Origin of the sequence: Natronosalvus vescus (assembly GCF_023973145.1) — an archaeon.
In the GTDB taxonomy this organism is placed as follows: Archaea; Halobacteriota; Halobacteria; order Halobacteriales; family Natrialbaceae; genus Natronosalvus; species Natronosalvus vescus.
In genome coordinates, this window is sequence record NZ_CP099546.1 from 632,392 (window position 1) to 658,055 (window position 25,664).

The 25,664-nt window shown below is 64.1% G+C and carries 26 protein-coding genes; 13 read left to right on the top strand and 13 right to left on the bottom strand.

Annotation, left to right across the window (positions count from 1 at the left end):
- Positions 1 to 49: 49 nt before the first annotated feature.
- From NGM68_RS02920 to NGM68_RS02930, 3 genes are all read right to left on the bottom strand, one after another.
- Positions 50 to 1,711, bottom strand: coding sequence for a hypothetical protein (locus NGM68_RS02920; RefSeq protein WP_252700154.1), 1,662 nt, complete (start codon positions 1,709 to 1,711; stop codon positions 50 to 52).
- Positions 1,712 to 1,924: 213 nt separating this feature from the next.
- Positions 1,925 to 2,860, bottom strand: a complete 936-nt coding sequence (gene mptA / locus NGM68_RS02925; RefSeq protein ID WP_252700155.1) for a GTP cyclohydrolase MptA — start codon at positions 2,858 to 2,860, stop codon at positions 1,925 to 1,927.
- A 201-nt stretch (positions 2,861 to 3,061) separates the two neighbouring features.
- On the bottom strand, positions 3,062 to 3,457 hold the full coding sequence (locus NGM68_RS02930; protein WP_252700156.1) for a hypothetical protein: 396 nt from the start codon (positions 3,455 to 3,457) through the stop codon (positions 3,062 to 3,064).
- A gap of 225 nt (positions 3,458 to 3,682) precedes the next feature.
- On the opposite strand from NGM68_RS02930, the gene NGM68_RS02935 reads away from it, so the two are divergent.
- The 4 genes from NGM68_RS02935 to NGM68_RS02950 all read left to right on the top strand — a co-directional run bounded on the left by NGM68_RS02935 (position 3,683) and on the right by NGM68_RS02950 (position 9,803).
- Complete coding sequence (locus tag NGM68_RS02935; protein ID WP_252700157.1) at positions 3,683 to 5,119, top strand: ATP-binding protein; 1,437 nt, start codon at positions 3,683 to 3,685, stop codon at positions 5,117 to 5,119.
- A 240-nt stretch (positions 5,120 to 5,359) separates the two neighbouring features.
- Positions 5,360 to 6,592, top strand: a complete 1,233-nt coding sequence (locus tag NGM68_RS02940) for an MFS transporter (RefSeq protein ID WP_252700158.1) — start codon at positions 5,360 to 5,362, stop codon at positions 6,590 to 6,592.
- Between the two features lie 116 nt (positions 6,593 to 6,708).
- Entirely contained in the window at positions 6,709 to 8,799 is a 2,091-nt protein-coding gene (locus NGM68_RS02945) for a CocE/NonD family hydrolase (protein ID WP_252700159.1), read from the top strand.
- A 179-nt stretch (positions 8,800 to 8,978) separates the two neighbouring features.
- Complete coding sequence (locus tag NGM68_RS02950; RefSeq protein WP_252700160.1) at positions 8,979 to 9,803, top strand: MBL fold metallo-hydrolase; 825 nt, start codon at positions 8,979 to 8,981, stop codon at positions 9,801 to 9,803.
- A gap of 20 nt (positions 9,804 to 9,823) precedes the next feature.
- On the opposite strand, the gene NGM68_RS02955 is transcribed toward NGM68_RS02950, so the two are convergent.
- Both NGM68_RS02955 and NGM68_RS02960 read right to left on the bottom strand, forming a co-directional pair.
- Positions 9,824 to 10,966 carry a DUF5787 family protein gene (locus tag NGM68_RS02955; protein WP_252700161.1) on the bottom strand — a complete coding sequence of 381 codons (1,143 nt, stop codon included), beginning with the start codon at positions 10,964 to 10,966 and terminating at the stop codon, positions 9,824 to 9,826.
- 67 nt (positions 10,967 to 11,033) lie between these two features.
- Positions 11,034 to 11,366, bottom strand: a complete 333-nt coding sequence (locus NGM68_RS02960; RefSeq protein ID WP_252700162.1) for a BsuPI-related putative proteinase inhibitor — start codon at positions 11,364 to 11,366, stop codon at positions 11,034 to 11,036.
- 283 nt (positions 11,367 to 11,649) lie between these two features.
- On the opposite strand from NGM68_RS02960, the gene NGM68_RS02965 reads away from it, so the two are divergent.
- Positions 11,650 to 12,387, top strand: a complete 738-nt coding sequence (locus NGM68_RS02965; protein WP_425493611.1) for a DUF2797 domain-containing protein — start codon at positions 11,650 to 11,652, stop codon at positions 12,385 to 12,387.
- Positions 12,388 to 12,396: 9 nt separating this feature from the next.
- On the opposite strand, the gene NGM68_RS18155 is transcribed toward NGM68_RS02965, so the two are convergent.
- Positions 12,397 to 12,531, bottom strand: a complete 135-nt coding sequence (locus NGM68_RS18155) for a hypothetical protein (protein WP_256469925.1) — start codon at positions 12,529 to 12,531, stop codon at positions 12,397 to 12,399.
- A gap of 96 nt (positions 12,532 to 12,627) precedes the next feature.
- On the opposite strand from NGM68_RS18155, the gene NGM68_RS02970 reads away from it, so the two are divergent.
- Positions 12,628 to 12,999: a hypothetical protein gene (locus NGM68_RS02970; RefSeq protein ID WP_252700163.1), complete on the top strand. Its 372-nt coding sequence runs from the start codon at positions 12,628 to 12,630 to the stop codon at positions 12,997 to 12,999.
- A gap of 146 nt (positions 13,000 to 13,145) precedes the next feature.
- On the opposite strand, the gene NGM68_RS02975 is transcribed toward NGM68_RS02970, so the two are convergent.
- The 4 genes from NGM68_RS02975 to NGM68_RS02990 form a co-directional block, all read right to left on the bottom strand.
- Positions 13,146 to 14,285 (bottom strand): glycosyltransferase, encoded by a 1,140-nt coding sequence (locus NGM68_RS02975; protein ID WP_252700164.1) that lies wholly within the window; start codon positions 14,283 to 14,285, stop codon positions 13,146 to 13,148.
- A gap of 77 nt (positions 14,286 to 14,362) precedes the next feature.
- Positions 14,363 to 15,238, bottom strand: coding sequence for a phosphatase PAP2 family protein (locus tag NGM68_RS02980; RefSeq protein WP_252700165.1), 876 nt, complete (start codon positions 15,236 to 15,238; stop codon positions 14,363 to 14,365).
- The gene (locus NGM68_RS02985; protein WP_252700166.1) at positions 15,238 to 16,965 is read right to left on the bottom strand and encodes an ABC transporter substrate-binding protein; all 1,728 of its coding nucleotides are present in this window, start codon (positions 16,963 to 16,965) and stop codon (positions 15,238 to 15,240) included. The genes NGM68_RS02980 and NGM68_RS02985 overlap by 1 nt, the downstream gene beginning before the upstream one ends.
- 175 nt (positions 16,966 to 17,140) lie before the next feature.
- On the bottom strand, positions 17,141 to 18,259 hold the full coding sequence (locus NGM68_RS02990) for a glycosyltransferase family 4 protein (RefSeq protein ID WP_252700167.1): 1,119 nt from the start codon (positions 18,257 to 18,259) through the stop codon (positions 17,141 to 17,143).
- Positions 18,260 to 18,382: 123 nt separating this feature from the next.
- On the opposite strand from NGM68_RS02990, the gene NGM68_RS02995 reads away from it, so the two are divergent.
- The 4 genes from NGM68_RS02995 (at position 18,383) to NGM68_RS03010 (ending at position 20,557) form a co-directional block, all read left to right on the top strand.
- A complete protein-coding gene (locus tag NGM68_RS02995) occupies positions 18,383 to 18,670 on the top strand; it encodes a ribonuclease P protein component 4 (RefSeq protein WP_252700168.1) in 288 nt (95 codons plus the stop codon).
- Between the two features lie 115 nt (positions 18,671 to 18,785).
- Positions 18,786 to 19,034, top strand: coding sequence for a YhbY family RNA-binding protein (locus NGM68_RS03000; RefSeq protein ID WP_252700169.1), 249 nt, complete (start codon positions 18,786 to 18,788; stop codon positions 19,032 to 19,034).
- Positions 19,031 to 19,945, top strand: a complete 915-nt coding sequence (locus NGM68_RS03005) for a mechanosensitive ion channel family protein (protein WP_252700170.1) — start codon at positions 19,031 to 19,033, stop codon at positions 19,943 to 19,945. The genes NGM68_RS03000 and NGM68_RS03005 overlap by 4 nt, the downstream gene beginning before the upstream one ends.
- A gap of 81 nt (positions 19,946 to 20,026) precedes the next feature.
- The gene (locus tag NGM68_RS03010; protein WP_252700171.1) at positions 20,027 to 20,557 is read left to right on the top strand and encodes a hypothetical protein; all 531 of its coding nucleotides are present in this window, start codon (positions 20,027 to 20,029) and stop codon (positions 20,555 to 20,557) included.
- A 115-nt stretch (positions 20,558 to 20,672) separates the two neighbouring features.
- On the opposite strand, the gene NGM68_RS03015 is transcribed toward NGM68_RS03010, so the two are convergent.
- The 3 genes from NGM68_RS03015 to NGM68_RS03025 all read right to left on the bottom strand — a co-directional run bounded on the left by NGM68_RS03015 (position 20,673) and on the right by NGM68_RS03025 (position 23,273).
- The gene (locus NGM68_RS03015) at positions 20,673 to 20,999 is read right to left on the bottom strand and encodes a DUF7977 family protein (RefSeq protein WP_252700172.1); all 327 of its coding nucleotides are present in this window, start codon (positions 20,997 to 20,999) and stop codon (positions 20,673 to 20,675) included.
- An 89-nt stretch (positions 21,000 to 21,088) separates the two neighbouring features.
- Complete coding sequence (locus NGM68_RS03020) at positions 21,089 to 22,132, bottom strand: zinc-binding dehydrogenase (protein WP_252700173.1); 1,044 nt, start codon at positions 22,130 to 22,132, stop codon at positions 21,089 to 21,091.
- A 175-nt stretch (positions 22,133 to 22,307) separates the two neighbouring features.
- On the bottom strand, positions 22,308 to 23,273 hold the full coding sequence (locus NGM68_RS03025; protein WP_252700174.1) for a class I SAM-dependent methyltransferase: 966 nt from the start codon (positions 23,271 to 23,273) through the stop codon (positions 22,308 to 22,310).
- Between the two features lie 165 nt (positions 23,274 to 23,438).
- On the opposite strand from NGM68_RS03025, the gene NGM68_RS03030 reads away from it, so the two are divergent.
- From NGM68_RS03030 to NGM68_RS03040, 3 genes are all read left to right on the top strand, one after another.
- The gene (locus NGM68_RS03030) at positions 23,439 to 23,960 is read left to right on the top strand and encodes a PadR family transcriptional regulator (protein ID WP_252700175.1); all 522 of its coding nucleotides are present in this window, start codon (positions 23,439 to 23,441) and stop codon (positions 23,958 to 23,960) included.
- A gap of 109 nt (positions 23,961 to 24,069) precedes the next feature.
- Positions 24,070 to 24,981: an NAD(P)-dependent oxidoreductase gene (locus tag NGM68_RS03035; RefSeq protein WP_252700176.1), complete on the top strand. Its 912-nt coding sequence runs from the start codon at positions 24,070 to 24,072 to the stop codon at positions 24,979 to 24,981.
- Positions 24,982 to 25,145: 164 nt separating this feature from the next.
- Entirely contained in the window at positions 25,146 to 25,556 is a 411-nt protein-coding gene (locus NGM68_RS03040; protein WP_252700177.1) for an ester cyclase, read from the top strand.
- The last annotated feature ends 108 nt before the right edge of the window (positions 25,557 to 25,664 follow it).

Sequence of the window (25,664 nt, forward strand, 5' to 3'; positions counted from 1 at the left end):
CATTCTTCGGCCATCCGGGCCGGCGTGTCCGTAACTACACCGATTTCTATCAGTCGACGTAGCCCTCGAACCGCCTGATCGCGTAGCGATAGGAGAGCGCCGGCGCGGCCAGGCCGAGCGGCAGGGCGACCCACGCGGCTCCGGCGATGACCGACGCGGGAATCGTCGCTTCGAGAACTGGTGCCAGCCCGACGAGTGCCGACAGCATCGCGGCGATCAGGTCGGCGGCATCGGCGTAGATGACGGCGGCGGCACCGACCGGGACGGTGAGTCCCAGCGTGTACACCAGGAACGCCGTCTTGCTCGGCATCACCGCCTCCCGCTTGCTCGAGAGGCGAACGCTGCCGAATCGGGGAAACAGCGAGCCGACGCCGATCGCGAGCGCTGGGGAGACGAGGACGCCGACGACGGTGCCGACGACCAGGAGACCGGTCTGAGCGAGCGTAAGCGGGCTCACGAGTCCGACGCCGAGGCTCACGACGACGGCGACCGGGAGCGCGACGAGCGTGCTCGCGACCACCTGACCGGTGACCGCCGCCCGTCCCGATATCGTCGACGTGAGGACGACGGGTCGGGCCCGGCCGAGGTCGCCGAGCGGGTTGAGCGTGAAGAGCGCGCCGGCACCCCAGACGACGTACAGACTGACCAGGACTGCCAGATGGGACGGGATCGTCCCCGTTCGGGCGATCTCATCGACGAAGAAGGCCGCCATGAACAGCGGATAGGCGACGTACAGCAGCCGGATCGGTGCCCGCTTCGTTCGTCGGATCGCGGTGATCGCCACCGTTCGAACCGGCTGGCTCAGCCCCGGCTCGAGCAGGCTCGAGAGCCGACTCGAGGACGGTCGATGCGTGGACGTCGTCTCGGAGTCGTTCCGGTAGGGATCGGCGTACCAGTGGACGGCTCCAATTCGGGTCGCCGCGGTGACAGCGAGGCCGGCGAGGGCGACGGAACCGATCAGCGAGACGGCGAGGTGTGATGTGGAGGGAGAGACGTTCGGCAGGCCGACGAGCAGCAGGTGGCCGGGCCAGCCCAGCGGACTCTCGCCGAACAGGTCGAAGAGAACGATAGTGACGCGGTCGAACCATCCCATCGCGATGGTGCCGAAGTACGCGACGCCGACGAGAACCAGCAGCGGCGTGCGGAAGCGAGCGATCGGCTCGTAGACGGTGATCAGGTGACGGATGCCGAGGCCGACGGCGAACCCGACCGGGAACGTCGTGGCGAGCAGGACGAGGACGACCACCGGGCCGACGACGGCGGGCCAGACGGTGCCGGCTCCGTAGGCGAACGCGCTCGAGAGGACGACCGATATCGGGAGCAACCAGATCCCGAACACGAGGAGTTCGGTACAGATCAGCCCCACGACCGTATTTCGGAGCGGCGTCGACACCAGGATGCTCGAGGGGTGATCCAGGTCGCCGACGGCGGTGACTGTCCGAATCGTCGCCAGGGTAGCCAGTCCGAGCCAGAGGAGAGCGACGCCACCGGTCGCGATCTCGGTCACGGTGATGACGCCGAACGCCTCGACGGTACCGTCGGCGACGGCTTCGCCCGCGACCGGGAGGAGCAACGCGCCGAAGACGAGCACTGGTCCGAGTCCGAACAGGACGGCGAGCGCCAGAAACAGGAGTTTGGTTCGATCGCCGACGGAGACGCGTGCCTTTCGCCGGAACTCCGTCGTCGCGATGGTGGCGGGGACGAACGCCACGGTCACACCTCGTTTGAGCCGGCAGAAGGAGGCGCTATTAGATCGTTCATGGGTTGGCCTGCGACCCCAGTGCTCCTAAATCGTTCGGTTGTTTGTCACCTTTGGTGGTGATTCTGTGGGAGTAGGGCGTTCGAATCGAATGACGGTGGGAGGGGCAGTTGAAAACAGTCAGGGGCCGCTCCCGAGGCCCTGACCGAGGTCGCCGTCTAACCGCTACTCGAGGTTACCCTCAATTTCCGCACGAAGCGTCGCCATGTCGACGACGCGTTCGGCGTGGGCGTTGTGCTGGTGGATCGACTCGTCGTTGGACTGGGACATTCGGATCACGGCGTCGTCGGGGAGGTCGGGGAACTGCTCGAGGACGCCCTCGGCCATCGCCCGAACGCAGTCCTCGACGAACTTCGCGTCGCTGTGGGCCTCGAAGGTCATGTGATCCTCGTCGGGTCGCTTCGCGAGGTTGTAGATGTGGGCGCTCATCGAATCGCGGGCGACGTCGATGACGTCGTTCAGGTCGACGTCGGGCGCACCGTCCGATTCGATCGTCAGCGTGGCATGGCCGCGCTGGGAGTGACCCGGTTGCGGAATCTCGTCCAAGAACTCGGTGATCTTCTCCTCGGGCACCTCGAGATCCTCGAGTTTCTGTTTCGCCCGGGCGACAGACATCCCCTGCGAGCAGGGACAGACGGTCATGCCGACGACATGGGCGCCGATCTCCTCGCGGGTACCCTCCTCGGTCGCCGTCGCGGAGGCGATGATGTCGACGGTATGCTGGGTCTCCCTGTCGCTGGCGGGGGTTTGCTCGCGGCGGATAAACTCCGCTTCCATCGATACCTCCGCTCTGGAGGTGTAGTCGTGTTTCTCGAGCAGGCGTTCGGCGGCGTCGCCACAGACGTCCTCCGCGCGGAGGGCTTCCTCGCGGGTGGCTTCCTCGAGCGTCTCGTCGATGACCTCCATGTTGCGGCTCATGTCCGCGCCCTTGCGCCAGGCGGGGAGGTCGACGAACACCTCGAACTCGGCGGTGAACACGAGCGGGCGTTTGTTCTCTCGAGCGATCTTGACGAGCTTTTCGACGCCGGTGACGCCGACCTGGCTCAGTCCGACGGTGACGTCGGGGGCCGTCGCCTGCACGTCCGGAAGCTGGTGACTCATTGCCGATACTCGGGCCAGAACGTGATTAGGCCTTTCGGAAGGGGTGAGCCGCTCGAGGGTCTGGTCTCCTGTGGTCGAACCAGTGCTCGGGAGTCATTGATGTGGTGTGTTATCATCCATCGTCCATTTAAGTCATTCTCGTCACAAGGAGTAGCTATGAAGGGCATTTTGGCAGTGGTCGTACGTACGAAGAAGCCCCTGCTATCCAGCGTGAACCCATATCGGCTGCTCTCGCCCTGGATTGAAGTAGATGTTCGCTTTGAGAGCTGATTGCTCCGACCCATCGTACTCTACCGGCCACGGGAACTCGCGTTCGTATTCGTCACTCACCGTAATGTGGAGGGTTGCAGGAATCCCGTCGAACGGTATCCGTTCGTCGGCTGTAGACGCATCTAGCTCGACGGTCATATTCTCGAACGCCTCCGCTGGACGTCGCCCTATTCTAATGATGAACGTGTGATCCTCGTCAGAATAATTGTAGACGCCAATCGAATACTGTCTCTGCTCGTCGTCAGCGATGAAATCTATCGCAGAACAACCTGCGAGCGGAATCGTCAAGCCTGCCCCAATACCTGTCAGCACTGATCGACGTCTCATGTCTCTTGGTTGCTCTCCTCTCGTAAAATAGTCACTAAGTTAATTTAAATTATCGTTCCCAGGTAGAGATGGGGTACAGGTTGAGACCCGCATCGACAACGGACAAGGAGTGATTGACTACAACGGCCACAGTCGAATCCTCGAGAATCGATACGGTGTGGCGCGTAGACGAGCGGCGACGCCGTGACGACGGGGTTAAGGGTGTGTGGTGAGTAGTCTCGGCGAATGAGTACTCCGGCGCTCGAGGTCGTCGAGTTTCTGCTCACTACGAGCATCTACTCGGACGACCGTTCGCTCGACGAAAACGATCTCCCGCCGGCGATCCGACGGGTGTTCTGGACTGGTGGGTCAGGTGGATCGGACGACGATGAGGACGACTCGAGCCACACGCGAACGGGCCGCCACCACGGCGGCATCTCGCGCCCGCTTTCGGCGACCAACACGACGGCCAGGGACGCCACCGGCGTCGACCGCCCGTGGAACGCCGTCAGCGACCTCATGTTCACCGAGCGGGACGACTTCTCGGGAACCATCTCGCTGACCGAACGCGAACTCGCCGAGCGGTGGTACCTCGAGCGCACCGACGAGGAACGCCTCCTCGAGAATCCCACGCTCGCGAAACACTTCGAGGGCCGGGACGACCTCGGATTCGAAGTCGAGTACGAGGCCGCCCGCGAGCAAAACCGCCCCATCCAGGCCGATCGGGTCTGGATCGACGGCCTGCTCGAGGAGTTCTTCGCCGACGAGGAGGACGAGGAGATGCTCGACCTCGTCGAAGTCCGCGCACCAGAAGAGATCGAGATGACCCTCGACGACCTGGTATTGACGCCGGATCAGGAGGCCGAAATCGAGAAGATCGCCAAGGCGATCGAACACCGCGATTACCTCGCCCAGATCGGCCTCCGCGAGATCGGGAAGTTGCTGTTCGTCGGCCCACCGGGAACGGCCAAGACGTCGACGGCGCGGGCGCTGGCCCACGACATGGATCTCCCGTTCGTCGAGGTCAAACTCTCGATGATCACGAGCCAGTACCTCGGGGAGACGGCGAAGAACGTCGACAAGACGTTCGAGGTCGCCAAACGGCTCTCGCCGTGTATCCTCTTCATCGACGAGTTCGACTCCGTCGCGAAGACCCGCCGGAGCGACGAACACGCCGCGCTCAAGCGGGCGGTCAACACGCTGCTCAAGAGCATCGACAACGTCTCGCTGATCCAGGATGACGTGTTGCTCATTGGGGCGACGAATCACCCCGATCAGCTCGACGCCGCCGCCTGGCGACGCTTCGACGAAATCGTCAACTTCCCCAAGCCCGACACTGGCATGCGCGAGGGCATCCTCCGGGTGATTACCCACGCAATGGACATCGACGAGTTCGATCCAAAGGCGATCGCCGAGGCCACGGAGGGGTTGACCGGCAGCGACCTCCGGATGGTGCTCCGGGAAGCCGTCCTCGAGGCGCTGACCGAAAACCGGACGACGCTCACCCAGGACGACCTGCTCGAGGCCGTCGCGGACTTCGAGGAACGGGACAACCTGAAGAACATGGACATGATCGACGGCGACCACGACACGCTGGTGGCCGGCGGTGATCTGGGGGCGGCGAGCGATGGTGGGCACGACCATGGCCACGATCACGGGCACGACCACGACCACGACCATTGACGACGACGCGTCAATGACTGTTATCCGTCGATGACGGCTGCACGATTCTACGGGACTGTCACGTAACCGGTAATCGACAGGCACGACTCGGAGGGACGTCAGTTTCCCCAAACGAACCGTCAGTCCGCACGAGCCGTTAGTCCACAGACAGGGGCACTCGCGGCGAGCGATCCCAAATCGACCACCTCCCTTCGTTCCCGACCGACAGGATATTGCCAGTCGACACGCCTCTGACCAGTAGTGAAGCGAAACGACCGTGCGATAGCCGCCTTTACCAGCCTCGGTCACGGCACTTTTCACGGCCTGGAGCTAGCGATTCCGTTGTTCGTTCCGTTGTGGCTCGCCGAGTTCGACGCTTCGCCCACCGCGCTGGGTCTCGTCGTCGCAATCGGCTACGCCCTGATTGGCTTCGTCGCGCCGCTCGCGGGCGTCCTCGCCGATCGGTACGGATCGAAGCGAATCGTTCTCGTCTCCATCGGCGGGATGGGACTCGCCTTTAGTGCCCTGAGCGCCGCCAGTTCGCTCGCCACGCTCGCTGCCGTGCTCATCGTCTGGGGAACCGCTGCTGGCCTCTATCACCCAGCGGGACTCTCGCTCATTAGCCGCGGGGCGACCCGTCGAGGTTCCGTCCTCGCCTGGCACGGTGCCGGTGGGAATCTCGGGATGGTAATCGTTCCCCTCGCCGTCGTCTTCCTGTTACTCGTGGTCGACTGGCGAACCGCCGCCGTCGTCCTCGTCGTCCCCGCTGCACTCTGTGTCACCGTCGGCTTTCTCCTCGAGTTCGAGACCCACGAAATCAGGGACGAACACACGAAACCGTCCGATTCTGCCACCAGAGTCCACACGTCACTTCGCCGGTTTCTCAGGGATACCCGAACGCTCTTCGTCGGTGGCTTCCTGCTCATCCTTGCGATCCAGATGGTATACGGGACGTACTATCGCGGCATATTCACGTTCTTGCCGGACGTCCTCGGTGATTTGCCGGTCTTCGCACCCGTCGCCGTCGGCGCTCACGAACTCGAGGCGAGTCAACTGGCCTACTCGGGGCTCCTGCTTATCGGCGTCTTCGGCCAGTACGCTGGGGGAATGCTCAGCGACCGACGCCAGCCCGAGTGGGTACTACTCGCGACGGTGGCCACGCTCACCGTCGCGTCGCTGTTGTTCGTCCCGGCCGCTAACGCAGGACTGCTCCCGTTGCTCGTTATCTGTGCCATTCTCGGGTTCTGCATCTACGCATTCGCCCCGGTCGTCCAGATCCTCGTCGCTGACTACGTCGCCGATCACCAGCACGGACTCTCATACGGCTACGTCTACCTGGGAACCTTCGGGGTCGGCGCTGGTGGGGCCGCTATCGCTGGAGCCACCCTCGAGTGGGGTGGCACGACCGCGCTGTTTGCTGTTCTCGCCGGTCTCGTCGCGTTGTGTGCGGTACTCGTGGGCGGGCTCGTCGCCGTGGCACCAGCTAGCCAGTAGCTCGTCGCTACCAATCACCTCGAGCGGTGGCTCGACCTGCCAACCCGAAAAACCATCACGAACGTTTTGACGGATTTGTCAGTATCCTCTTGAAGGCGATTGTCGTGGTTCCCTGTATGTCACGGCAGCCAGTCGATCGACGATCAGTACTCAAAGCCTCCGGTGCGCTCGCCGGCGCTAGCGTGCTCGGCTTGCTCGGAACGACACCTGTCACGGCGACCGACGGGATCGAATCTACGAGCGGTGAGACCGAACCGCGATACGACCTCGCCGATCCGGAATCGCAGTACGTCGAGGTCGAGTTCACCTTCGAGAACCGCGACGGCAAGGAAGTGACGGAATCTCCCTCGCTGTATGGCGAGATTATCCGGCCAGTCGACTCGAACGGGGAGATCGTCGAGGACGTCCCCGTTATCCTGACGTACTCGCCGTACAACGACCTCTACCAGGCGCTCAACGGCGGCGACAGTCCAGCGAAAGACGGCATCGCGGAGTTCTTCGTTCCGCGGGGGTACGCTCGAGCCCAGTTCGATCTCATCGGGACGCGCAACTCGGGGGGTTACTACGACTACGGCGGCATCCGCGAGCGTCTCAGCGGAGCCGAACTGATCGACGCCCTCGGCGAGATGGACTGGACGAACGGGAATATCGGCATGATCGGGGGCTCCTACGACGGGACGACCCAGTTGGCGGCCGCCATCGAGGCGCCCGACCACCTGCAAGCGATTATCCCGCAGGTCGCTATCGACCGCTGGTACGACTACCGCTTCCACGGTGCGTGCCCGTGGGACACCTACGGCACGCCGACGCTGTTCGACTTCGGGTTCGGATTGCTCCCGCCGGCGGCCGTCGAGTACCCCGACGAACTGCTCGACTCGCTCACGACGCGGATCGAACCAGGTGAGCGCCTCGAGCACGAGATTCGTTCCTACGAATACGATCCGCCATACGACGAGTTCTGGACGGAACGGGACTACCGCCGCCGCGCGGATCGAGTCGAGTGTGCGGTCATGATGGAAGCCGGCTGGGAGGATCGCAACGTCAAGCGGTGGGGGACGACGCGGTTCTACGAGGCGCTGCCCGACGACCATCCGAAACGGCTCGTGGTCGGCGACTGGGGACACGCCGCCGGTCAGTATCCCGACATCGCGGCCCTCTATCACGGCTGGTTCGACCACTGGCTGGTCGAGGGCGTCGAGACCGACGTTATGGAACTTCCCCCGGTGGACGTCCAGTCGGCGTCTTCGCCCCGAACGCAGTTTGAGACGTGGCCGCCCGCCGATAGTCAGACACTCGCGCTCCCGCTCGTTCGCGACGATCCCGGGGCCGGCGAACTCGAGTTGCTCGGCACCGGCGTCTCGACGTTCGAGGACGGCTCGCCGCCGATCGAGGAGGACGGGATGTTCGCCGAGCGCGCCTCCGGCGACGACCACCTCATGTTCGAAACCTCTGCACTCGAGGACGACGTCCGCATCGCTGGCCGCCTCACGGCCGACCTCCTCGCGGCCTCGGACGACGACACCTGGTTCACGGCCGTCGTCTACGAGCGTCGATCCGACGGCAGCACCCGCATCTTCGCCCGCGGGTTCTGGAACACTCGGTTCCGCCGCGGCATCGACGAGGAGTCGCCAACGCCGACCGATCGAGCCTACCGCGTGCCGATCGAGTGCTGGGACATCGACTGGACGCTCGAGGCTGGCTCCCGGCTCGGTCTCGTCGTCGCCTCGGACAACGCCGACTGGGTACGACACGATCCGGATCTCGAGGGGACGAACCAGGTCGTCCTCGGGGAATCGGCCCTCAGGATGGACGCCATCGTCGACGACGTCGATGCGCCGACCTTCCCCAACGCGACGCTCGCCCGCGACCAGGACGCCTCGGTGTACACGGCCGGTCAGACCGCCCGCGTGACGATCACCGTCGAGGAGACGACCGAGGAGGCGCTCGTTCGCGACCGCCTCCCCGACGGGTGGACAGTGCTCGACGGCGACGACCACACGATTACCGAACTCGAGGGCGCGACCTACGTCGAGTTCGAGGAACCCCTGAACGACGGGGAATCGGTGCGCTACTATGCGGAAGTGCCCGGCGAGACGGGCGACCACGAGTTCGGCCCGCTCGAGTACAGTGCGACCGGCGAACTCTGGGCGAGCGACGCTGATACGTCGGCGGCGGTGACGGTACTCGGGCTGGATACGAGTCTCTAACGGGACGGTACCAATCCGTCGCGGCAAACCGTCGCGGGTAACAGCCTTGTGCCCCACGCCCGTAGCCATCGGCGATGAGGCAGGTGTTATGGACGTGCCGGTCGAGAGGATGTCTCGAGGGAACGATGGAGCGATCGTCGATCCGTAGCTCCGTCAGCGCGGAGAGGTGTCGGTGACCCATGCGCGTCACGCTGCTCGGAACCGGCGACACCACCGGCACGCCGACCGTCGGCTGTGACTGTGAGACTTGCCAGCTCGCCAGGGAACGGAACCTCGAGCGCACCCGATTTTCGGTGCACGTCCAAAACGGGCGGACGGGCGAGTGTCTGTTGGTCGACGCCAGCCCGGACTTTCGCTACCAGTTTCTCCGGGACGGCGTCGCCTTGCCGGACGCGGCGATCATCACCCACATCCACTTCGACCACCTCGACGGGCTGGGCAACGTGTTTCGGCTCCTCCGCGACATCGACGTTTACGCGGCCGACGAAACCGACCCCCAGACCGGCCAGAGCGTCGCCGAGACGATTGAACGCGACTATCACTACCTCGACGCGGTGACCGTCGAGGCGCGACCGCCGCTCGAGCCGTTCGAGACCTGCGGCCTTGAGGTGACCCTGGTGCCGGTTGTCCACCCACCGCTAGTGTGTTACGGGCTCGCGATCGAAGACCCCGAAACGGGTGCGAAGCTCTCGATCACCGGCGATACGACGTACGCGATCCCCGACGAGTCACGGGCGGTGCTCGCCGATCCCGATCTCCTCCTGGCGGAGGCCATCGTGCCCGCCCACCTCTGTGACAAACATCCGATGGGCGGCCGAGACGAAGGCCCCGACGGCGTCCCGCGAACGTTCGGGACGAAACACATGACTCGAGAGGGAGCGCTGGCACTGGCGGACGAGCTCGAGGCCACGAAGACGCGGCTGGTTCACGTCGCACACTTCTATCCCGCCGACGAGGCGTTCGAGGAGCCGCTGGCGATAGACGGCGAGCAGTATGAGTTGTAGCGCAGAGGGAGTCCGGTGATCTAAGAGAACCGATCGAGTCCCGACTGTCGTCGTCGTTTTCCTGCCGGGTCGGCGACCCACGATGTCCACCGGTCGCGTTCGGCTGTGAGATTCACGTCGGGTTCATCCGCAGATTCGTAGCCGGGACACGCCGATCCGCAATCGGCATTCGCGTCGACAACTCGCTCCGCCCACTCGCAGTACGGAAGGGTCGCCCCATCCTGCTCGAGCGGCGTACACCGCGCACAGGCCGGGAAGCCGTACGTCCGCCACCCTTTTCCGTATGCCCGCTCGGCGATTCGCCGCCGGATGCGGGCTTTCTCGGACGGCGAGACGACCGCGATGTCGGTGCGGCCTGGCTGGTACTCGAGCGGCTCGATTCCCGATTGATCGACTGGAAGCGGCGTTGGCTCGCGTATGACCTCGATCGTGACGGAGGCGATACCTGGCTCTCCTGGTAAAAATCCACTTTCTATAGTATTAACCTCGAAATCTATAGTGTTGAATTTCGATAGATCGGTACGGCCACCACCATCACCGCTACCTTCGTCGCTGTTTTCGTCTCTACCCCCACCGCTGACTCTACCTTCGACGCCACCTCGAGTCCCCCGGTGCACCCGCCAGACGCCGACCTCCTCGGGAATTCGGTTGAGATGTGCTCGCGTCACGTAGCTCTCGGTCGCCAGAATCGCCGCATCGACCAGCCCCAGGCTCACGTCGAGTCGCAGCTGGGCCTCGAGGTCGCCCGGCCGGCCGAGGTCGGGCTTGTTCTCGATGCCGATCAGCGACCCATACCAGTCGGGGTAGCGGGCGACCTGGCGGATGTACTCACGACCACGGCGACGTTCGGCCTCGAAGAACCCGATCTCGAGGGCGCGGTCGACGACTCGGCGCGCCGTATCTGGATGGCAGTCAAAACAGTCCTTCCAGTAGCGGGCGCGCCCCGTCCCGACGTCGGCCGCGAGCGCCAGGTCGGGGATTGCCTCGGGCGTGATCGCCGTCCGCTCGTCGAACTCGGGGCCGGGTTCCACGCAGACGATGTCGAGAATCCGTCCGCCCGGGTTGGCGACGCTGCCGCCGAGCTGGCGGGCGAGGAGTCCCAGCCCCTCGTGCCGGCGCTCGAGGGCCCCACAGAGCTCGAGTTCGAACGCAAACTCGCTCACTGTCTCGTCTGGGGGCGCGTCGGACATAAGCCTGTACCGTCGTCTCGAGCACGTGACGCCGAATCGCCTAGACCGAGAAAGGCGTCCGCGCCGTACAGTCGTGATTGTTCGCGTTTAACTCGCCGACGGCGGTGTACTCGCCGGACTCGAGTTGGTCGCCCTGTGCCTCGTAGGTGGCCGTCTCGCCGGCGACGAGCTCCTGGCTGGAGAGCACCTGGGTGAACATACGGGTGTCGGTGAACCGCCAGCGTTCCTCGCCGTCGGATTCGACGGCGAAGTCCGCCTTGCAGCCGTTTCGAAACTGGAACGTGACCGGCTCACTACCCGTATTCTCCACCACCAGCGAGAACGTCGGGACGCCGTCGGTGACCGAGACGTCGAGTGTGCCCTCGAGTGTCATAGCTCTCCGTTCGTCCGACGACCCTATATTCCTTGCGCTGGAGACGAAATAATGGCGGTGGGAGGTCGAACGTCACGACTTTCTATCCCGGATTCGAAAGATGGGTGTGTACGTAGTCGGGTACGAACCCCGCCGGCCGGACGCGAACGCTGATAGGTCGGGAGCGAACGTTGATGGGTCGGGAGCGAACACTGTCGAGAGCCGAACCGACAGCGAGCTTGGAGCCGATAGAACGCCGGACTCGCGCCTCCCCGCTTCAGCGAGCTACCTCAAGGCGGCCGCGCTGGTGCTCAGCGACGCGAACGGGACGCCCACATCTGTGACTCGGCTTCCCCTCGAGCCCGGCACCACGCTCGAGTACACCCTGGGCGATCGCCAGTGCGCCGGATCGCTCGAGGGGGACGTCCACCATCCCTGCGACCGCCCAACTGCACCGTACTGCTCGTACCACACCACCACGTGGGTCTGCGCTCGCTGTACGGGTACCTGCCTGAAAGACGAGATGGACTGTTACGAGGAACACGCGGTCTACCTCGCAGCGTTCGCCCCGGATACGTTCAAGGTCGGGGTCACCCGGAGTTGGCGACTCGAGACCCGCCTCAGAGAGCAGGGTGCCGATCGGGCGGCGCACGTCCACACCGTCTCGAACGGCCGGATCGCTCGCGAACTCGAGGCCGACATCGCCCGGGAACACGGACTCGTCGATCGAGTTCGAACCGACGCGAAACTCGAGAGTCTGGCGGCGACCGTCGACGACGCCTGGGAGTCCCTCCTCGCACGCGAGGCGTTCGACGTCCTCGACCGGGTCGACTTCGAGTGGGAACTCGACCTCGAGCGCCAGCCGGTTCGGGAAGTCATGGCCACGGGCACCGTCGTGGGGACGAAAGGCCGGCTGCTGGTGCTCGAGCGCGGCGGGACGACCTACGCGGTCGACATGCGCGATCTGGTCGGGTACGAACTCGAGGAGGCGGGGCCGGAGTCGACGCGTCGGCTCCAGTCGTCGCTGGGCTCGTTCTCGTGATCACTCGAGCTATCGCAACAGTGCGAGCACCAGTCCGAGCACACTCAAGACGAACACGAGCGCGATCGCGAGGACGAGCGCGGCCAGCAACAGCTCGTCGCTCACGTCGAGTACGTCGATCACCGACAGTGTCGTCCACGCCATAGCCGGTGTGCGCAGTCAGCGCTCCTAACTGTTGTCCTGCGCGACTGTAACTCCCGAGATAACAATCCTTTTCCGACCTGCTCGAGAACTTCGGGTATGGCAGACGAACACGACAACGACGCCGACGCTGGCGAGGAAGCCGGTGAGGAGAGCGAGGAGAAATCCTTCCGCGAGCGCGTCGAGGAGATCCGCGAAAAACGCGAAGCGGAAGCCGAAGAGGGTGAGGGGCCGCCGGAGAGCCCGTTCGGCGGTGGCGGCGGCCCGGGAGGCATGGGTGGTGGTAACCCGCTGGCCCAGATGATGGGCGGCATGATGGGTGGTGGCCCAGGCGGCCCGGGTGCAGGCCCAGGCGGCGACTCCGGCGTCGGAAACGAGGAACTCGTCCGCGAAGTTCGACAGGTTCGGGACGAACTGCGCGACCAGACCCGTGCACTCAACCGGATCGCAGACGCGCTCGAGGACGACTGAGAATCGCTCACAGGCTACTTTCCGCCGTTTTCCGTTTTTTCGCACGTGCCGTCATCCTACGATCAGTGTCGACTCCTGATCCGATCACTCAAGCCTCTATCGAGTGCCGACACCCCCACTCGAGTAGCGACTCGTACAACTGACCCTCACTCGAGCAGCGACTCGTACAATTCCCGCACCCGATCGATCGATCGATCCACCCCGAGCGCCTCCCGTCGCTCGAGGCAGTTCGCCGCCAGCTGCTCTCGGTGCTCGAGCACGGCCCGAATCCCGTCCCTGAACGACTCGAGGTCGCCTCGCTCGTAGTGGATCCCGGTGACGCCATCCTCGACTGTCTCGGTGAGCGCGCCCGCATCGACGGCGACGACGGGCGTTCCCGTGGCGATCGATTCGAGGGCCACCAGCCCTTGGGTTTCGACCGGGCTTGGGAAGGCGAAGGCGTCGAGGCTGGCGTAAAACGCCGGCAGTTCCGACCGCTCGAGGAAGCCGAGAAACCGGGCGTCGACGCCACGGGCGGCGGCGCGTCGTTCGAGTGCGGGACGGGCGGGGCCGTCGCCGGCGAGGACGAGGGTCACCGCCCGGGATTCGACCGCACCGCCGAACCCGGCCACGGCGTCGATCAGTTCCTCGAGACACTTTTCGTGGCCGTGGCGGCCAGTGTAGCCGATCAGGAGCCGGTCGTTTGCTGACTCGAGTCCGTGGTGCGCTCGAAACGACCCCGCTTCCTCGGGTACCGGTCGAAACCGCTCGAGGTCGACGCCGTTGGAGACGACCGCCACCGGCGTGGAGATGCCGACCCGCTCGCGGACGTGCTCTCGGGCGGCCCTCGAGGGGGCGATGACGAGGTCTGCCCGATCGTAGAACCACCGTTCGTACGCCGTAGCCGCGGTTTGCAGCAGGCGTGTGAGACGACCCCGGGGTGTGACGTAGCCGGCGTACTCCGCGGCCGGCGTGTGGTAGCTCGCGACCAGCGGGATATCCTGCGTTCGTGCGTAACGACTCCCGGCCAGCCCGAGTGCGAACGGCGTGTGCGCGTGCACCACGTCGGGCCTCGAGAGCCCGTTCGGAACGGTCGGCTGGCCGAGGCGGAACCCGTCGTAGAACGGAAACGGAAGGCTCCTGACCGGAAACTCGAGGTCGCCGGGGTCGTAGTCGCCGTCGGGGAAGACAACCGCCATCTGGCCGCCCAGGCGGTGAAAGCGTTCCTGCCAGGTACTGACGGTGTAGGTGACGCCGTTGACCGTCGGCAGGTACGTATCGGTGAATGCGGCGACCTGGTCGACCATCGTTGCTCGTCTGGCGACTTTCGGCTCAGCGGCTTAAGTCGGTCGTTCGTCGCTGACCGGCGCTAGCGACGACGTGCTCAGTCTCGGCGGACGTACGACCGAACGCGGGTTGCGCCAGGGATCCGCTCGAGGACGGCTCCGTTTCCGATGGCGTCGTAGACCGACCAGCGACCGACGAGATACTTCGAGAGGGTGACCGAGATCCAGGCGAGGGCGATCCCGGCGACGACGTCGGTTGCCCAGTGAATGCCGAGGTACATCGTCGAGATACAGACGCTGATGCCGAGCCAGGCTGCGAGCCAGAACCAGCCGCGGTAGATGTCGCGAGTTCGATACGATAGTAGTGTGACCGTTACTGCTAGCGAAGTGTGCAGCGACGGGAAGACGTTGGTGTTGCGGTTGACCTGCCTGGTCAGGTGCTGGTACCGTGGATACGTGTCGTACAGCAAGGCGTCGATGAGTTCGGGCATCAGGTTCCGGGGGCCGTAGGCGATGATGATCGCATAACAGACGAGGCCGAGCGTGTAGTTGAGCGTGTAGGCGGTCAGTAGCTCCCGCAACGGGCGCGTGTTCGGGAGCATAAAATACGCGACGACCGGGAAGATGAGCAAGAAGATGTAGCCGTAGATGTAGATGAACGAGAAGTACGCCGTGAGTTCCGGCGTCGCCTGTGCCTGCAGAAAGAGGATGAAGTCCCCTTCGATGTCGTAGATGACCGGTTGGGTTATCTCCCAGTCGATGAGCCAAGAGACGTCGGGGAGGTTCTGCCTGGCAACGCTGTTGAACAGCAACACCGTGACGAGCACGACCGTCACGGGAGCCATCGCCTTCAGACGGCCTGGCCACTCACGGAGCGTTCGAACCAGTCGCTGACGGCCGACGAAGAGGGCCGTCGAGAGCACGATCAGGGTCGTAACGATGATCGCCAGCCGAACGAGCACGTCGACCAGCATCAGGACCTCACCACCAGCGTCTCACCGTCGTACCGATACCCGGCCTCCTCGAACCCCGATCTGGCGGCCGCCGCGTCCAGTTCGCCGCCAGTTCCGTGAAACGGCACGACCGGGTCACCGTCCTCGAACGCGAGCGATTGTGGCATCCACTCGTCGAAAACGGGGGTCGCGATGGGCGTAGCGTACCCCTCGAACACCGTTTCGGCGGCCCAGGCCTTATCGATCAGTCTGGCAACCGCCTGGCGGAAGTACGGGTTGCTACATGGGCCACGACGGACGTTGAATCCCAGGTGGTAGAACTCCTGTGACGTCGTTTGCAACCGACGGAGTTCGTCGGTGTCCTCGAGGTCGCCGAGCGCGTAGGCCTCGAGGGGCGAGATCGTAACGTCGGCGTCGTCGTTTTCGATGAGCGCGATCGCGGACGGGCTTCGGGGATCGATCTGGGCACGAAAGGAGGTGGCCGTTGCTGCCGGGAGGTCGACATCCGGTCTGGTCGTGAAGTGGTCGTCGAAGCGCTCGAGGCTCAGGTGTTCGCGCTCGACGCGTTCGTCGAACCGGAACGGGCCGCTGCCGATCGCCGGCACGTTGTCGACGACGAGTGCCTCCGTGGCGTCCTGGGCCACCCGAACGCCGCGAACGTGTGCCGGATCCGCTCGGGGTTCCCAGATGTGCTGGGGGAGGATCGGGACGGTCAACGCTCGCTCGACGACGGCTTCGGCGGCGTCGACCTCGGCGGCGATCGTGTGGTTGTCCGGCGTCTCGATCGCGTCCGCGTCGATGGCTGACGCGAGCCCGCGATAGTGTGGGGACGGCGCGGGAACGTCGGTCTGCCCCATCGCGGTGTCTGCGAGGAACCGGTACGTAAATTCGACGTCGTCCGCCGTTACCGGCTCGCCGTCGTGGAACGTATGGTCGTCCCTGATCGTCATTTCGAGGCGGCCGTCCTGGTACGTCCACTCACTCGCCAGCCACGGCACCAACTCGTCGGTCTCCGGATCCGGTGTGGCAAGGGAGTCGTACAGCAACTCCATGATCACCGGCTGGTAGCGATACTCGACGGTGAGCGGGTTGACGTTTTCAGACGGGCTCGCGTAAATGACCGTCCCACGGAGGCGTCCCGGCTCGTCCGGATCGGCCTCGGTTCCTGGCTCGAGGTCGAGATAGCCAAGTCGGGTCGCCAGGGCGTGTTCGTTCCAGCCGTCGAAGCGGGTGGTTCGGGCCAGGCGAACCTCTTCGAATCGACAGATGGGGACGAACGGTTGCTCCAGGGCCACGTACTCGAGCAGTTCTTCGACGGCGTCGCGTCGCTCCTCGCCATCGGTCACTCGCTGACGGTCGAGCAGCCGATCGACTGTCGTGTCCGCGACCCCGAACGGATTCTGCCAGCCCGCTTCTTCTGCGTACCGTGAGTACAGCGCTTCGTACAGGAAATCCGGATCGCTGCCGCCCGGGTGACGACCGACGTAGAGGTCGAAGTCGTGATTGATGAGCGTCTCTCGGCGGAACTCCTCGGAGGAACGAAGGCGAATCGAGGTGTCGATGCCGACGGTCTCGAGGTGGTCGGCGAGGCGGCGAACGATCTGGATCGCCTGTCGGTCGCCGTCAGCCGGCTGGGTCGTGATCGAGAGCGAGAGTTGGTCGAGTCGATTTCGGTTGACTGCCGTTCGAAATTCGCGTATGCAGCCGCTGAGGCCGAGTGTAAGTCCGGTTGCCGTCGCTGCGAGCATGGAGCGGCGATCGACCCTTCCCGCGTTTCTAGTCGATGGCTCCGCTACGCTACGCTCGAACTCTGCCTCGCTTGGCCCGGTTGTGGTCACGTTCTCTGCGTTACTTCACCGGTAGCCGTATAACAGTATTGCGCCATCGGTCGGCGAATCGCCACCCGAACGGTTCGCGGCAACCTCACCGACCGTGTTCGTCGATTGCGCGGTCATATACCTCGAGCAGCCGCTCGCCGACGCGTTCGAGGCGGTGTTCGGCAGCGGTTTCCTGGGCGGCTTCGCCGAGACGTTCTCGCAGCCCCGGGTTTGCCGCCAGCCGCTCGAGGGCGCCCCGGAACTCGCGTTCGCTCGAGCAGAACAGGCAGTCGACGCCGTCGGTGTAGAACTCCCGGAAGACGGGGAGGTCGCGGAGGACGACGGCCTTCCCGCAGGCCATCGCCTCGAGGACGGCGATCCCCTGGTTCTCGGCGTGGGTCGGAAACAGAAAGACGTCGCCGGCGGCGAACGCCTCGCGTTTGTCGTCGACCCAGCCGGTGAACGTCACGTTCGGGGGTGGATTTTCTGTCCAGTGGCGAACAACAGGGCTCGCCTGGGGGCCGCTGTCATAGGGGCCGAACCAGACGAACTCGTAGGGCATCCGTACGGCGAGACGGCAAAACGTCGAGAGCCCCTTACGCTCGAACACGTTGCCGACGGCGAAGACGACCAGGTCGTCCGCCGCGAGGCTGAACCGATCGCGCGCCGGTTCTCGAAGGCGATCGACTCCCTCGAGCGAGGCGTGGTCGACCCCGTTCGTGATCGGTTCGATGGGGGCGTCGACCGGGTAGGCCTCGAGGTGGCGTTTCGTCTGCTCGCTGGGACAGCAGACGAGGTCGGCCCGGGAGTACATATAGCGGAGATAGCGTCCGAGCGGCCCGGCGAGCGTGTTCGAGCCACGAAAGCTTCCCCGGAAGTCCTCGCGAGTGACGTGTGCGTGGAGGACGAGCGGGATGCCGTGGCGGTTGGCGTATCGAGCGACGGCAAGCGAACCGGGGCCAATAGCGTTGCAGTGGACGACGTCGTGGACGGCGATGGGCAGTGAGTCACGGAACAGCCTGACGGGAACGCCGGCGAGCGAGCCACCCCACGGATCTGTACAGACCTCAAGGTCGACCGGGTCGACGGGCAACTCGTCGTCACCGCCGTCGGCTCTCGCTCGCTCTCGAAGCCGAGTCAGCGCCCGCCGCTGCTGGGCGGCGGCCGTCCCGATGCCGCTTCGCTGGAGCGCTCTCTCGAGTTCCAGGTAGGTGAGTACGCGCACGGGTTGGTCGTATCGACTGACACAACCGGGAAAGTCGTACCGGTTAGATCTGGCACAACGGCGTTGTTTACGGGTACGTCTCAAACACAACAGCAATAGGCGACCCCCAGTAACAGCGATGTGATGAGCGTCGCCGCCGAACGCATCGACCGCCTCCACGAGCTGGCTCGAGCGGCGGCTGCCGACGGCGAGGACGAACGGGCGAAAGCGTACGTCAGGCTGGCGCGTCGCGTTGCCGAGCGAAACCGGCTGGCGCTCCCGCGGACGTTCAAACGCTTCACGTGTGACGCCTGCGACGCCTACCTCCGGCCCGGCGTGAACGCTCGAGTCCGCCTCCAGAACGGCCACGTCGTCGTTACCTGCGACTGCGGTCACCACGCCCGTTATCCCTACGACCGACACGACGGGTGACGGCTGTACAACGCGACTCGAGACGCCACTGTATCTGGTTCTCGCCGCCGCTTTTGTCTCTTTCACCCCAACGTATTCGGGAACATTGAAACGGACGGCGGCCATATCCCGCGGTATGGACGAACAAGAGCTCAAGCGCCGCGCACACGACCTCGACGTCACCGTGTGGGTCGGCAAGGGCGGGATCGACTCGGTCGTCGACGAACTGAACGACCAGCTCGCGAACGAGAACCTGATCAAGGTCAAGTTCCTCCGGGCGGCTCGAGCGGGCGATCCGACCGAGGAGAAAGCGGCCGACCTCGCTGACCGCGTCAACGGCCAGCTCATCGAGACCCGTGGACACACCGCAGTGATCTATCGATGATTGGGGTTCCCTTGCAGGCCGACGGGGACGACCTCGGTTTTCTCGGTGATCAGCTCGAATCCCTCGTCGGTGACGCCCTGGCGAGTACGCTCGAGAGCGCGATCATCTTCGTTCTCGCGTTTCTCTTCCTCTGGATCGTTGGCCGACTCGTCGTCGGGGCGCTCGTCAAGCGGGCGCTCGATCGGCGCGAACTCGATCGACACGCCCAGAAACCGCTGTTGATGATCACTCGGTTCGCGATTGCGTTCGTCGCCATCGCGATCGCGTTCGGGGCTGCCGATTATGGGAACTTCCTCGTGTCGATGGCCGGCATCGCCGCCGCCGGGGCGCTCGCAGTTGGGTTTGCCATGCAAAGCGTGATCTCGAACTTCGTCGCTGGCGTGTTCATCTACACCGACCGACCGTTTCGCATTGGGGACTGGATCGAGTGGGACAACGGTGATTACTCGGGTATCGTCGAGGACATCAGCCTGCGGGTCACCCGCGTCCGCACGTTCGACAACGAACTGCTGACCGTCCCGAACAGTGAACTCACCGGCGGCGTCCTCATGAACCCCGTCGACGCCGACAGGCTCCGGCAGAAGTTCGTCTTCGGTATCGGGTACGACGACGACATCCAGCAAGCCACCGACATCATCATCGAGGAAGCCAAGCGCCACCCCGACATCATGGAAGACCCTGCACCGAGCGTCCGGCTGACCGAACTCGGCGACTCCGACGTCGGCCTCCAGTCGCGCTTCTGGATCGCCAACCCCTCCCGGGCCGACTTCGTCCGGATCCGCGGGGAGTACGTCCAGTCGGTGAAAGAGCGATTCGACGAGGAGGGCATCGACATCCCCTACCCCGTCCGCACGCTCGAGGGTGCGCTGGGGCTCGAGACCCCGGCGGCGCTCGAGGTGGCGGACGACTGACGTCGTCTTCGAATCCGTTTTTCGTTCCGAAGGGAACACAACGTTGAACAGTCAGCCCTGCCTCTGCTCGAGCGACACGCGATGAACCGACCGCTCGGTCTCGACCCGTTCGCCACCCAGTCGCGCCTCGGTCACGCGCTTACGGTGGGTGGGGGCATCGGAGTCTGCCTGCTTACGTACTTCGGTGCCGTCGCCGCCGTCTACGGCGACCTCTCGGTGCTGGCGCTCGAGGCCAACGTCGAGGCCCAGCGCGTCGGCGGGATGGCCGCCAGCGTCGCCACCTGGACGTACTTCGCGCTGGCGTTCGTCCGGGGCTACGGCGGGCCAGTGTTGAACACCCTGGCGTACCCGCTTGTGATCGTCGTGCTCGCGCCGTTTCCTGCTCGCTGGGCGCTGTACGGTCCGGACGTCTCGGGACTCATCTCGCGGTTCGTCGGCCTCTTCGTCTTCGAACCGATCGTCACGACTGCCCTCGCCGTCGTCCCCGGCCTTAGCTTCTTCATCGTCATCCTGATGGCCTGGGCGTCGCTCATCGGCGAGGAGGCACGTGAGCAGTGGGAACGCCATCATCTCACGCCGTCGTTTTACGAGGCGTTCGTCGACGCGGAGTAGGCACCGGCTCGAGGGCGATTGGACATCTACATCCCAGTCTTGAGCCAAACAGAACCCGACCGAATTTGACCAAATCTCGAGTCCGATACCGAACGCGTTCAAACCAGCAGCGAGATCACGGCCGCGTCGTCGCCCACACCGCCGTCAGTGCGAGCAATACTGCGGGAACGAGCGGGATTATCAATAGCGCGAACAGGTAGCTCGTATCCGGCGGGATCAACAGGATCATACCCGGGGCGACGATAAACGCGAGGACGATCATCCCGACGAGGATCCAGCCCCGGCGGCCGAACTCCCTGTCGATCGACTCCGGGTGGATCGGCTCCTCGAGCCAGGCGTCGTCGTCGCCCGTTCGGTCAGTCGCCTCGTCGCCTCGACGATTTCCGTCCTCGTCGAACGCGTCGGGATCGTGTACATAGCCGGCGTCGTCGCTCGCGGTCACACCCGGATGTTACGAGCGCGTGTGCAAAGCCCTCACGGTTTTACTCGGTCGTTTTTTTTTCGGCGGTTCCGCTCGCGCCAGTCGTTCCGTCACTCGAGTTCGCTATCTGGCTCGACGACGACCTTCCCGAAGCCCTCGCGGTTCTCGAGTAACTCGTGTGCCCGGCCGGTGTCACTCATTGGGAGGACGTCCCTGATCGCAGGTTCGAAGGTGCCGTCCCAGACGAGGGACATTACGTCGTCGACCTGACCGGGCGTCGCCATCGTCGAGCCCAGAATCGTCAGCTGGTTCCAGAAGATTCGTGGGATGTCAGTCTGTGGGCTCGGCCCTGCGGTGCCCCCGCAGGTGACCAGCCGGCCGCCCTTGGCGAGGCTCTTGATCGAATCCTGCCAGGTGCCAGCGCCGATGTAGTCGACGACGACGTCGACCCCGCGTTTGCCGGTCTCGGCGCGTACCCAGTCGGCGAAGTTCTCCTCCTCGTAGTTGACCACGTGGTCGGCCCCGTGCTCTTCGGCGTAACGAAGCTTCGCCTCGCTCGAGCCCGTCGCGTACACCTCCGCACCGGCGTAGTCGGCGATCTGGAGGGCGGCGTGGCCGACGCCGCCGCTGGCCCCGAGGACGAGCACCGATTCGCTCGCCGAGAGGTCGGCCCGGTCAATGAGCATCCGCCAGGCCGTCTGGAAGACCAGGGTGCTCGAGGCGGCGGTCGTCCAGTCGACGTCCGCGGGAACGGGGATCAGGTTGTCCTGGTCGACGGCGGCGTACTCGGCGTGGACGCCGGGGACGTGTTCGCCGACGACGTGGTAGGAGACACACAGCGGGTACTGGCCGCGCCGACAGAACTCACACTCGCCACAGGAGACGCCCGCCGACAGCGCGACGTGGTCCCCTTCCGAAAAACGAGTGACGTTTTCGCCGGTTTCGACGACGACGCCCGCGCCGTCGCTGCCCGGGACGTGGGGCATCTCGAGGTCGAGGCCGGGAAGTCCGCGCCGAACCCAGACGTCGAGGTGGTTGAGCGCGCCCGCTTTCACGTCGATCAGCACGTCCTCGGGACCGACCGTTGGGTCGGGAACCTCGGCGTACTCGATGACGTCGGTGTCTCCGTGGCCGGTGAATGTCACGGCGTGCATACACGTGCCATCGGGGTAATCCGTGAAAAACTTCGTGAGACTGGGCGGAGGGGCGGCCGATCACGTCACTCCACCCGATTGGCCGATACTGACAGCACGCTCGACCACCACACGAGCATCTAACACTATGATACAAACTATATAGTATCTCAGTATGAAAACTATAGTTAAGGTTTTAGACTCGAGCCACCGCCAGGATGTGATTCGCCCAGTCGACGACAGCGGGATCCGTCCGGAGCGCGCGAACCGTCTCCGTGACCGCCTCGACGTGGTCGTCCTCGAGTTCCTCGAGCGGCTGGCGCTCGCCGACGTTCGTCGCGATTCCCTCGAGGCCGACCAGCGCCTGGACGTCGAAGCCGGCGGTTTCGAGGGCGGCCTCGAGTTCAGCCGCCCGGAAGAAGTGACAGCCGGTAAACTCCGGAGACTCGAGATCGTATTCGCGGGCGAAGGTACGGTCGTAGGTTCCGTCGGCGGCAATCGCGTCAACGCCCGGGATGTACTCCGGACTGCGGACGAGATTTTGTAAGACGGCGAGCCGGCTCATCACGGAGATGAACACCGGGCTGTCGGCTCGAGCGACCCGGCGTAGTTCCGACAGCGCGTGCTCCCGATCGGCTGCCTCGACGATGTGTGAGAGCGGGCCACCGGTACAGCAGACGGCGTCGAATAGGTCTCCCCGAAAGGGAAGATTTCGGATGTCGCCCCGCTCGACCGTGACGCGGTCGTCGACGCCGTGTTCGTCGGCTTTCGCTCGAGCGATCTCACACTGACGTTCGCTGATGTCGACGAGTGTCACCTCGTATCCGCGTTCGGCCAGCCAGACCGCGTACCGACCCGCACCGCCACCGGCATCGAGGACGTGGCCGGTTTCGGGCAGGTACCGGGCGAGGTAGTCCGTCGTCCCCTCGAACTCGAGGTGGCCGCCGAGCGTCGCCTCGAGGCGCTCCCACTCTTCGTGTCCGTACTCGTCGTAGTAGCGTTCGGGCTCGAGCGTCGCCAGGCTGTTTTCGTCGTGTACGTCGTGTACGTCGCTCGACCGGACGCCATCGCGCCCGTTCGTATTTACCCCGTTGGGCTCCCTCCCGGACGCTGTTTCGGGATCCGCTTTGGAGGACGATCTCGAGTGAGGCTCCTCGGTCATACGAACGTGTCAAACGGGACACGACAAGTAGACACTGGTTGTGTGGCCTTCGTTAGCACGTCACGGCTGTCGATAGCCACCGCCGCAAGCGTCCGTGTCACGCCGTCTCGTGGGGATTTCCGTGACCGAAACCCTTTATGTACGCCGGTTTTAATCGTGAACAACATGCGGAAAAGTGGGCCGCCAAAAGGACTTATCGCGTATCTCGTCCTCGAGTTGCTCGAGGAGAAACCGCGGTACGGCTACGAGATTCTCAAAGAAATTCGCGACATCAGCGGCGGTCATTGGGAGCCATCGTATGGCTCCGTCTACCCGATTCTGTACAAGTTCGAGGAGAAGGGATGGGCTGAACGGATCGAACGCGAGGACGAACCCGACAGGAAGTACTTCGAACTCACGCCGGAGGGCCAGGTCGAACTCGAGGAACGACGCGAGTCGAGCGCCGAGAAAGCCAGGGACTTCGCGGACGTCATCCTGGGCTTTTTCCACGTCTACGCCGCCTTCTCGACCGACGAGCGCTTCGAGGTACCCGAACTCGAGGACGAGTGGCGCTTCAACGAGGAGTTCAGCGCCTGGGTCGTCGAACAGGTCGTGCGTCACCACGAGTACTACTTCGACACCGAGTTCGAGCGCATCGAGGACACCCCCGAGGAGTTCTACGAGCGCCACGGCGTCGACGACGAGTAAGTTGGATGGCCTCGGGGCGTGACTGCTCCGCCAGGAATTCTCGTCATCGGACAACCGCGCGAGCCCCACACATACCTATTAGTCTGTCTGGCCTGAGCACACAGCTAGGATGTCTGCACAGACGATCGGATTCATCGGACTTGGAATCATGGGCCTACCGATGGCTCGCAACCTCATCGATGCAGGGCACGACGTCGTCGGGCACAACCGCTCGAGCGACCCGACTGCGGAACTCGTCGCGTACGGCGGCGAAGACGGTGGCTCGCCCGCGGGCGTCGCGGAACGGAGCGACGTCGTCCTGCTGTGTCTCCCCGACTCGCCCGACGTCGAGAACATCGTCCTCGGCGAGGGAAACGAAGCGAACCCCGTCATCGACGGCGTGAGCGAGGGGATGACGGTGATCGACCACTCGACCATCTCGCCGACCGTCGCGGAAGCCGTCGCCGACCGCCTGGCCAAGGAGGGGGTCAGCATGCTCGACGCACCCATCTCCGGGGGCGAACAGGGCGCGATCGACGGCACGCTCTCGATCATGGTCGGTGGTGAGGAGTCGACGCTTGAAGCCCACCGCGAGGTACTCGAGGCGATGGGTGAGACGGTCACCCACTGTGGCCCCAGTGGGGCTGGCCAGACGACCAAAGCCTGCAACCAGATCGTCGTCTCCGCACAGATGGTCGGCGTCAGCGAGGCGCTCGTCTTCGCGGAGAAAGCGGGGGCCGACCTCGAGGCCGTCGTCGACGCGATCAGCGGCGGCGCGGCGGGTTGTTGGACGCTCGACAACCGTGCGCCGAATATGATTACGGGCGACTTCGACCCGGGCTTCTTCGCCGAATATCAGTACAAGGATCTCCGCATCGCAACCGCGGCGGGCGAGGAGTTCGGCGCGCCGATCCCCCAGACGTCGGTCGCCCACGAACTGTACAAGACGATGGTCGAAAACGATATGGGGCGAGACGACAACTCCGGCGTGATGCAGGTACTCGAGCTGATGGCCGGGACGGAGGCTCGTATCGACGACTAACGGCGATCCAAGGGGCCTGTCCCCTTTTGGCACTCGATGTATCATTCATACTGTGAAAATAGCTAACATATGGCATGGCGTATTACTGGTGAGCGTTCTTCGTAAATCGGCGCACCCAAACGGTGCCCGTATCGACAGATGCTCCTCGTTACAGAGAGGCAACCATGGCAAAAGCAACAACACCAGACGTTGAACAACTCATGAATGACTACTTTGACTTGCGGAACGGAGATCTCTCGAAGTTGAACGTGCTTTCTGAATCGTTCACATTTTATCTCCCAATCGACGAGATCCACGGCCGGGACGCAGCCGAAGCGATGCAGCACGAGCAGGAGACGGCGTTCCCCGATTTCGAGCTGACCGTAGACGATATGCTCGTCAGCGATGACATCGCCATGTGGGAGTGGACGGTGGCGGGCACACACGAGGGGGAATGGCAGGGTATCCCGTCGACCGGCCGTGAAGTGGAATTCAAGGGAATATCGAAATCAGTGATTTCGGACGGCAAAATCCAGGAAAACTGGGCGTACTTCGACTCCCAATCTCTCATGGATCAACTCGGTGTCACCGAGTAGCGCCCGTAGTTTTTCTTTCGGCCGCCCGCCCGTCAGTTTCGTCATGCATCGTGAATTCCTATTTAGCAACGTGTCTCGAGCAGGTTTTCCGGTTTCAATCGATACAGT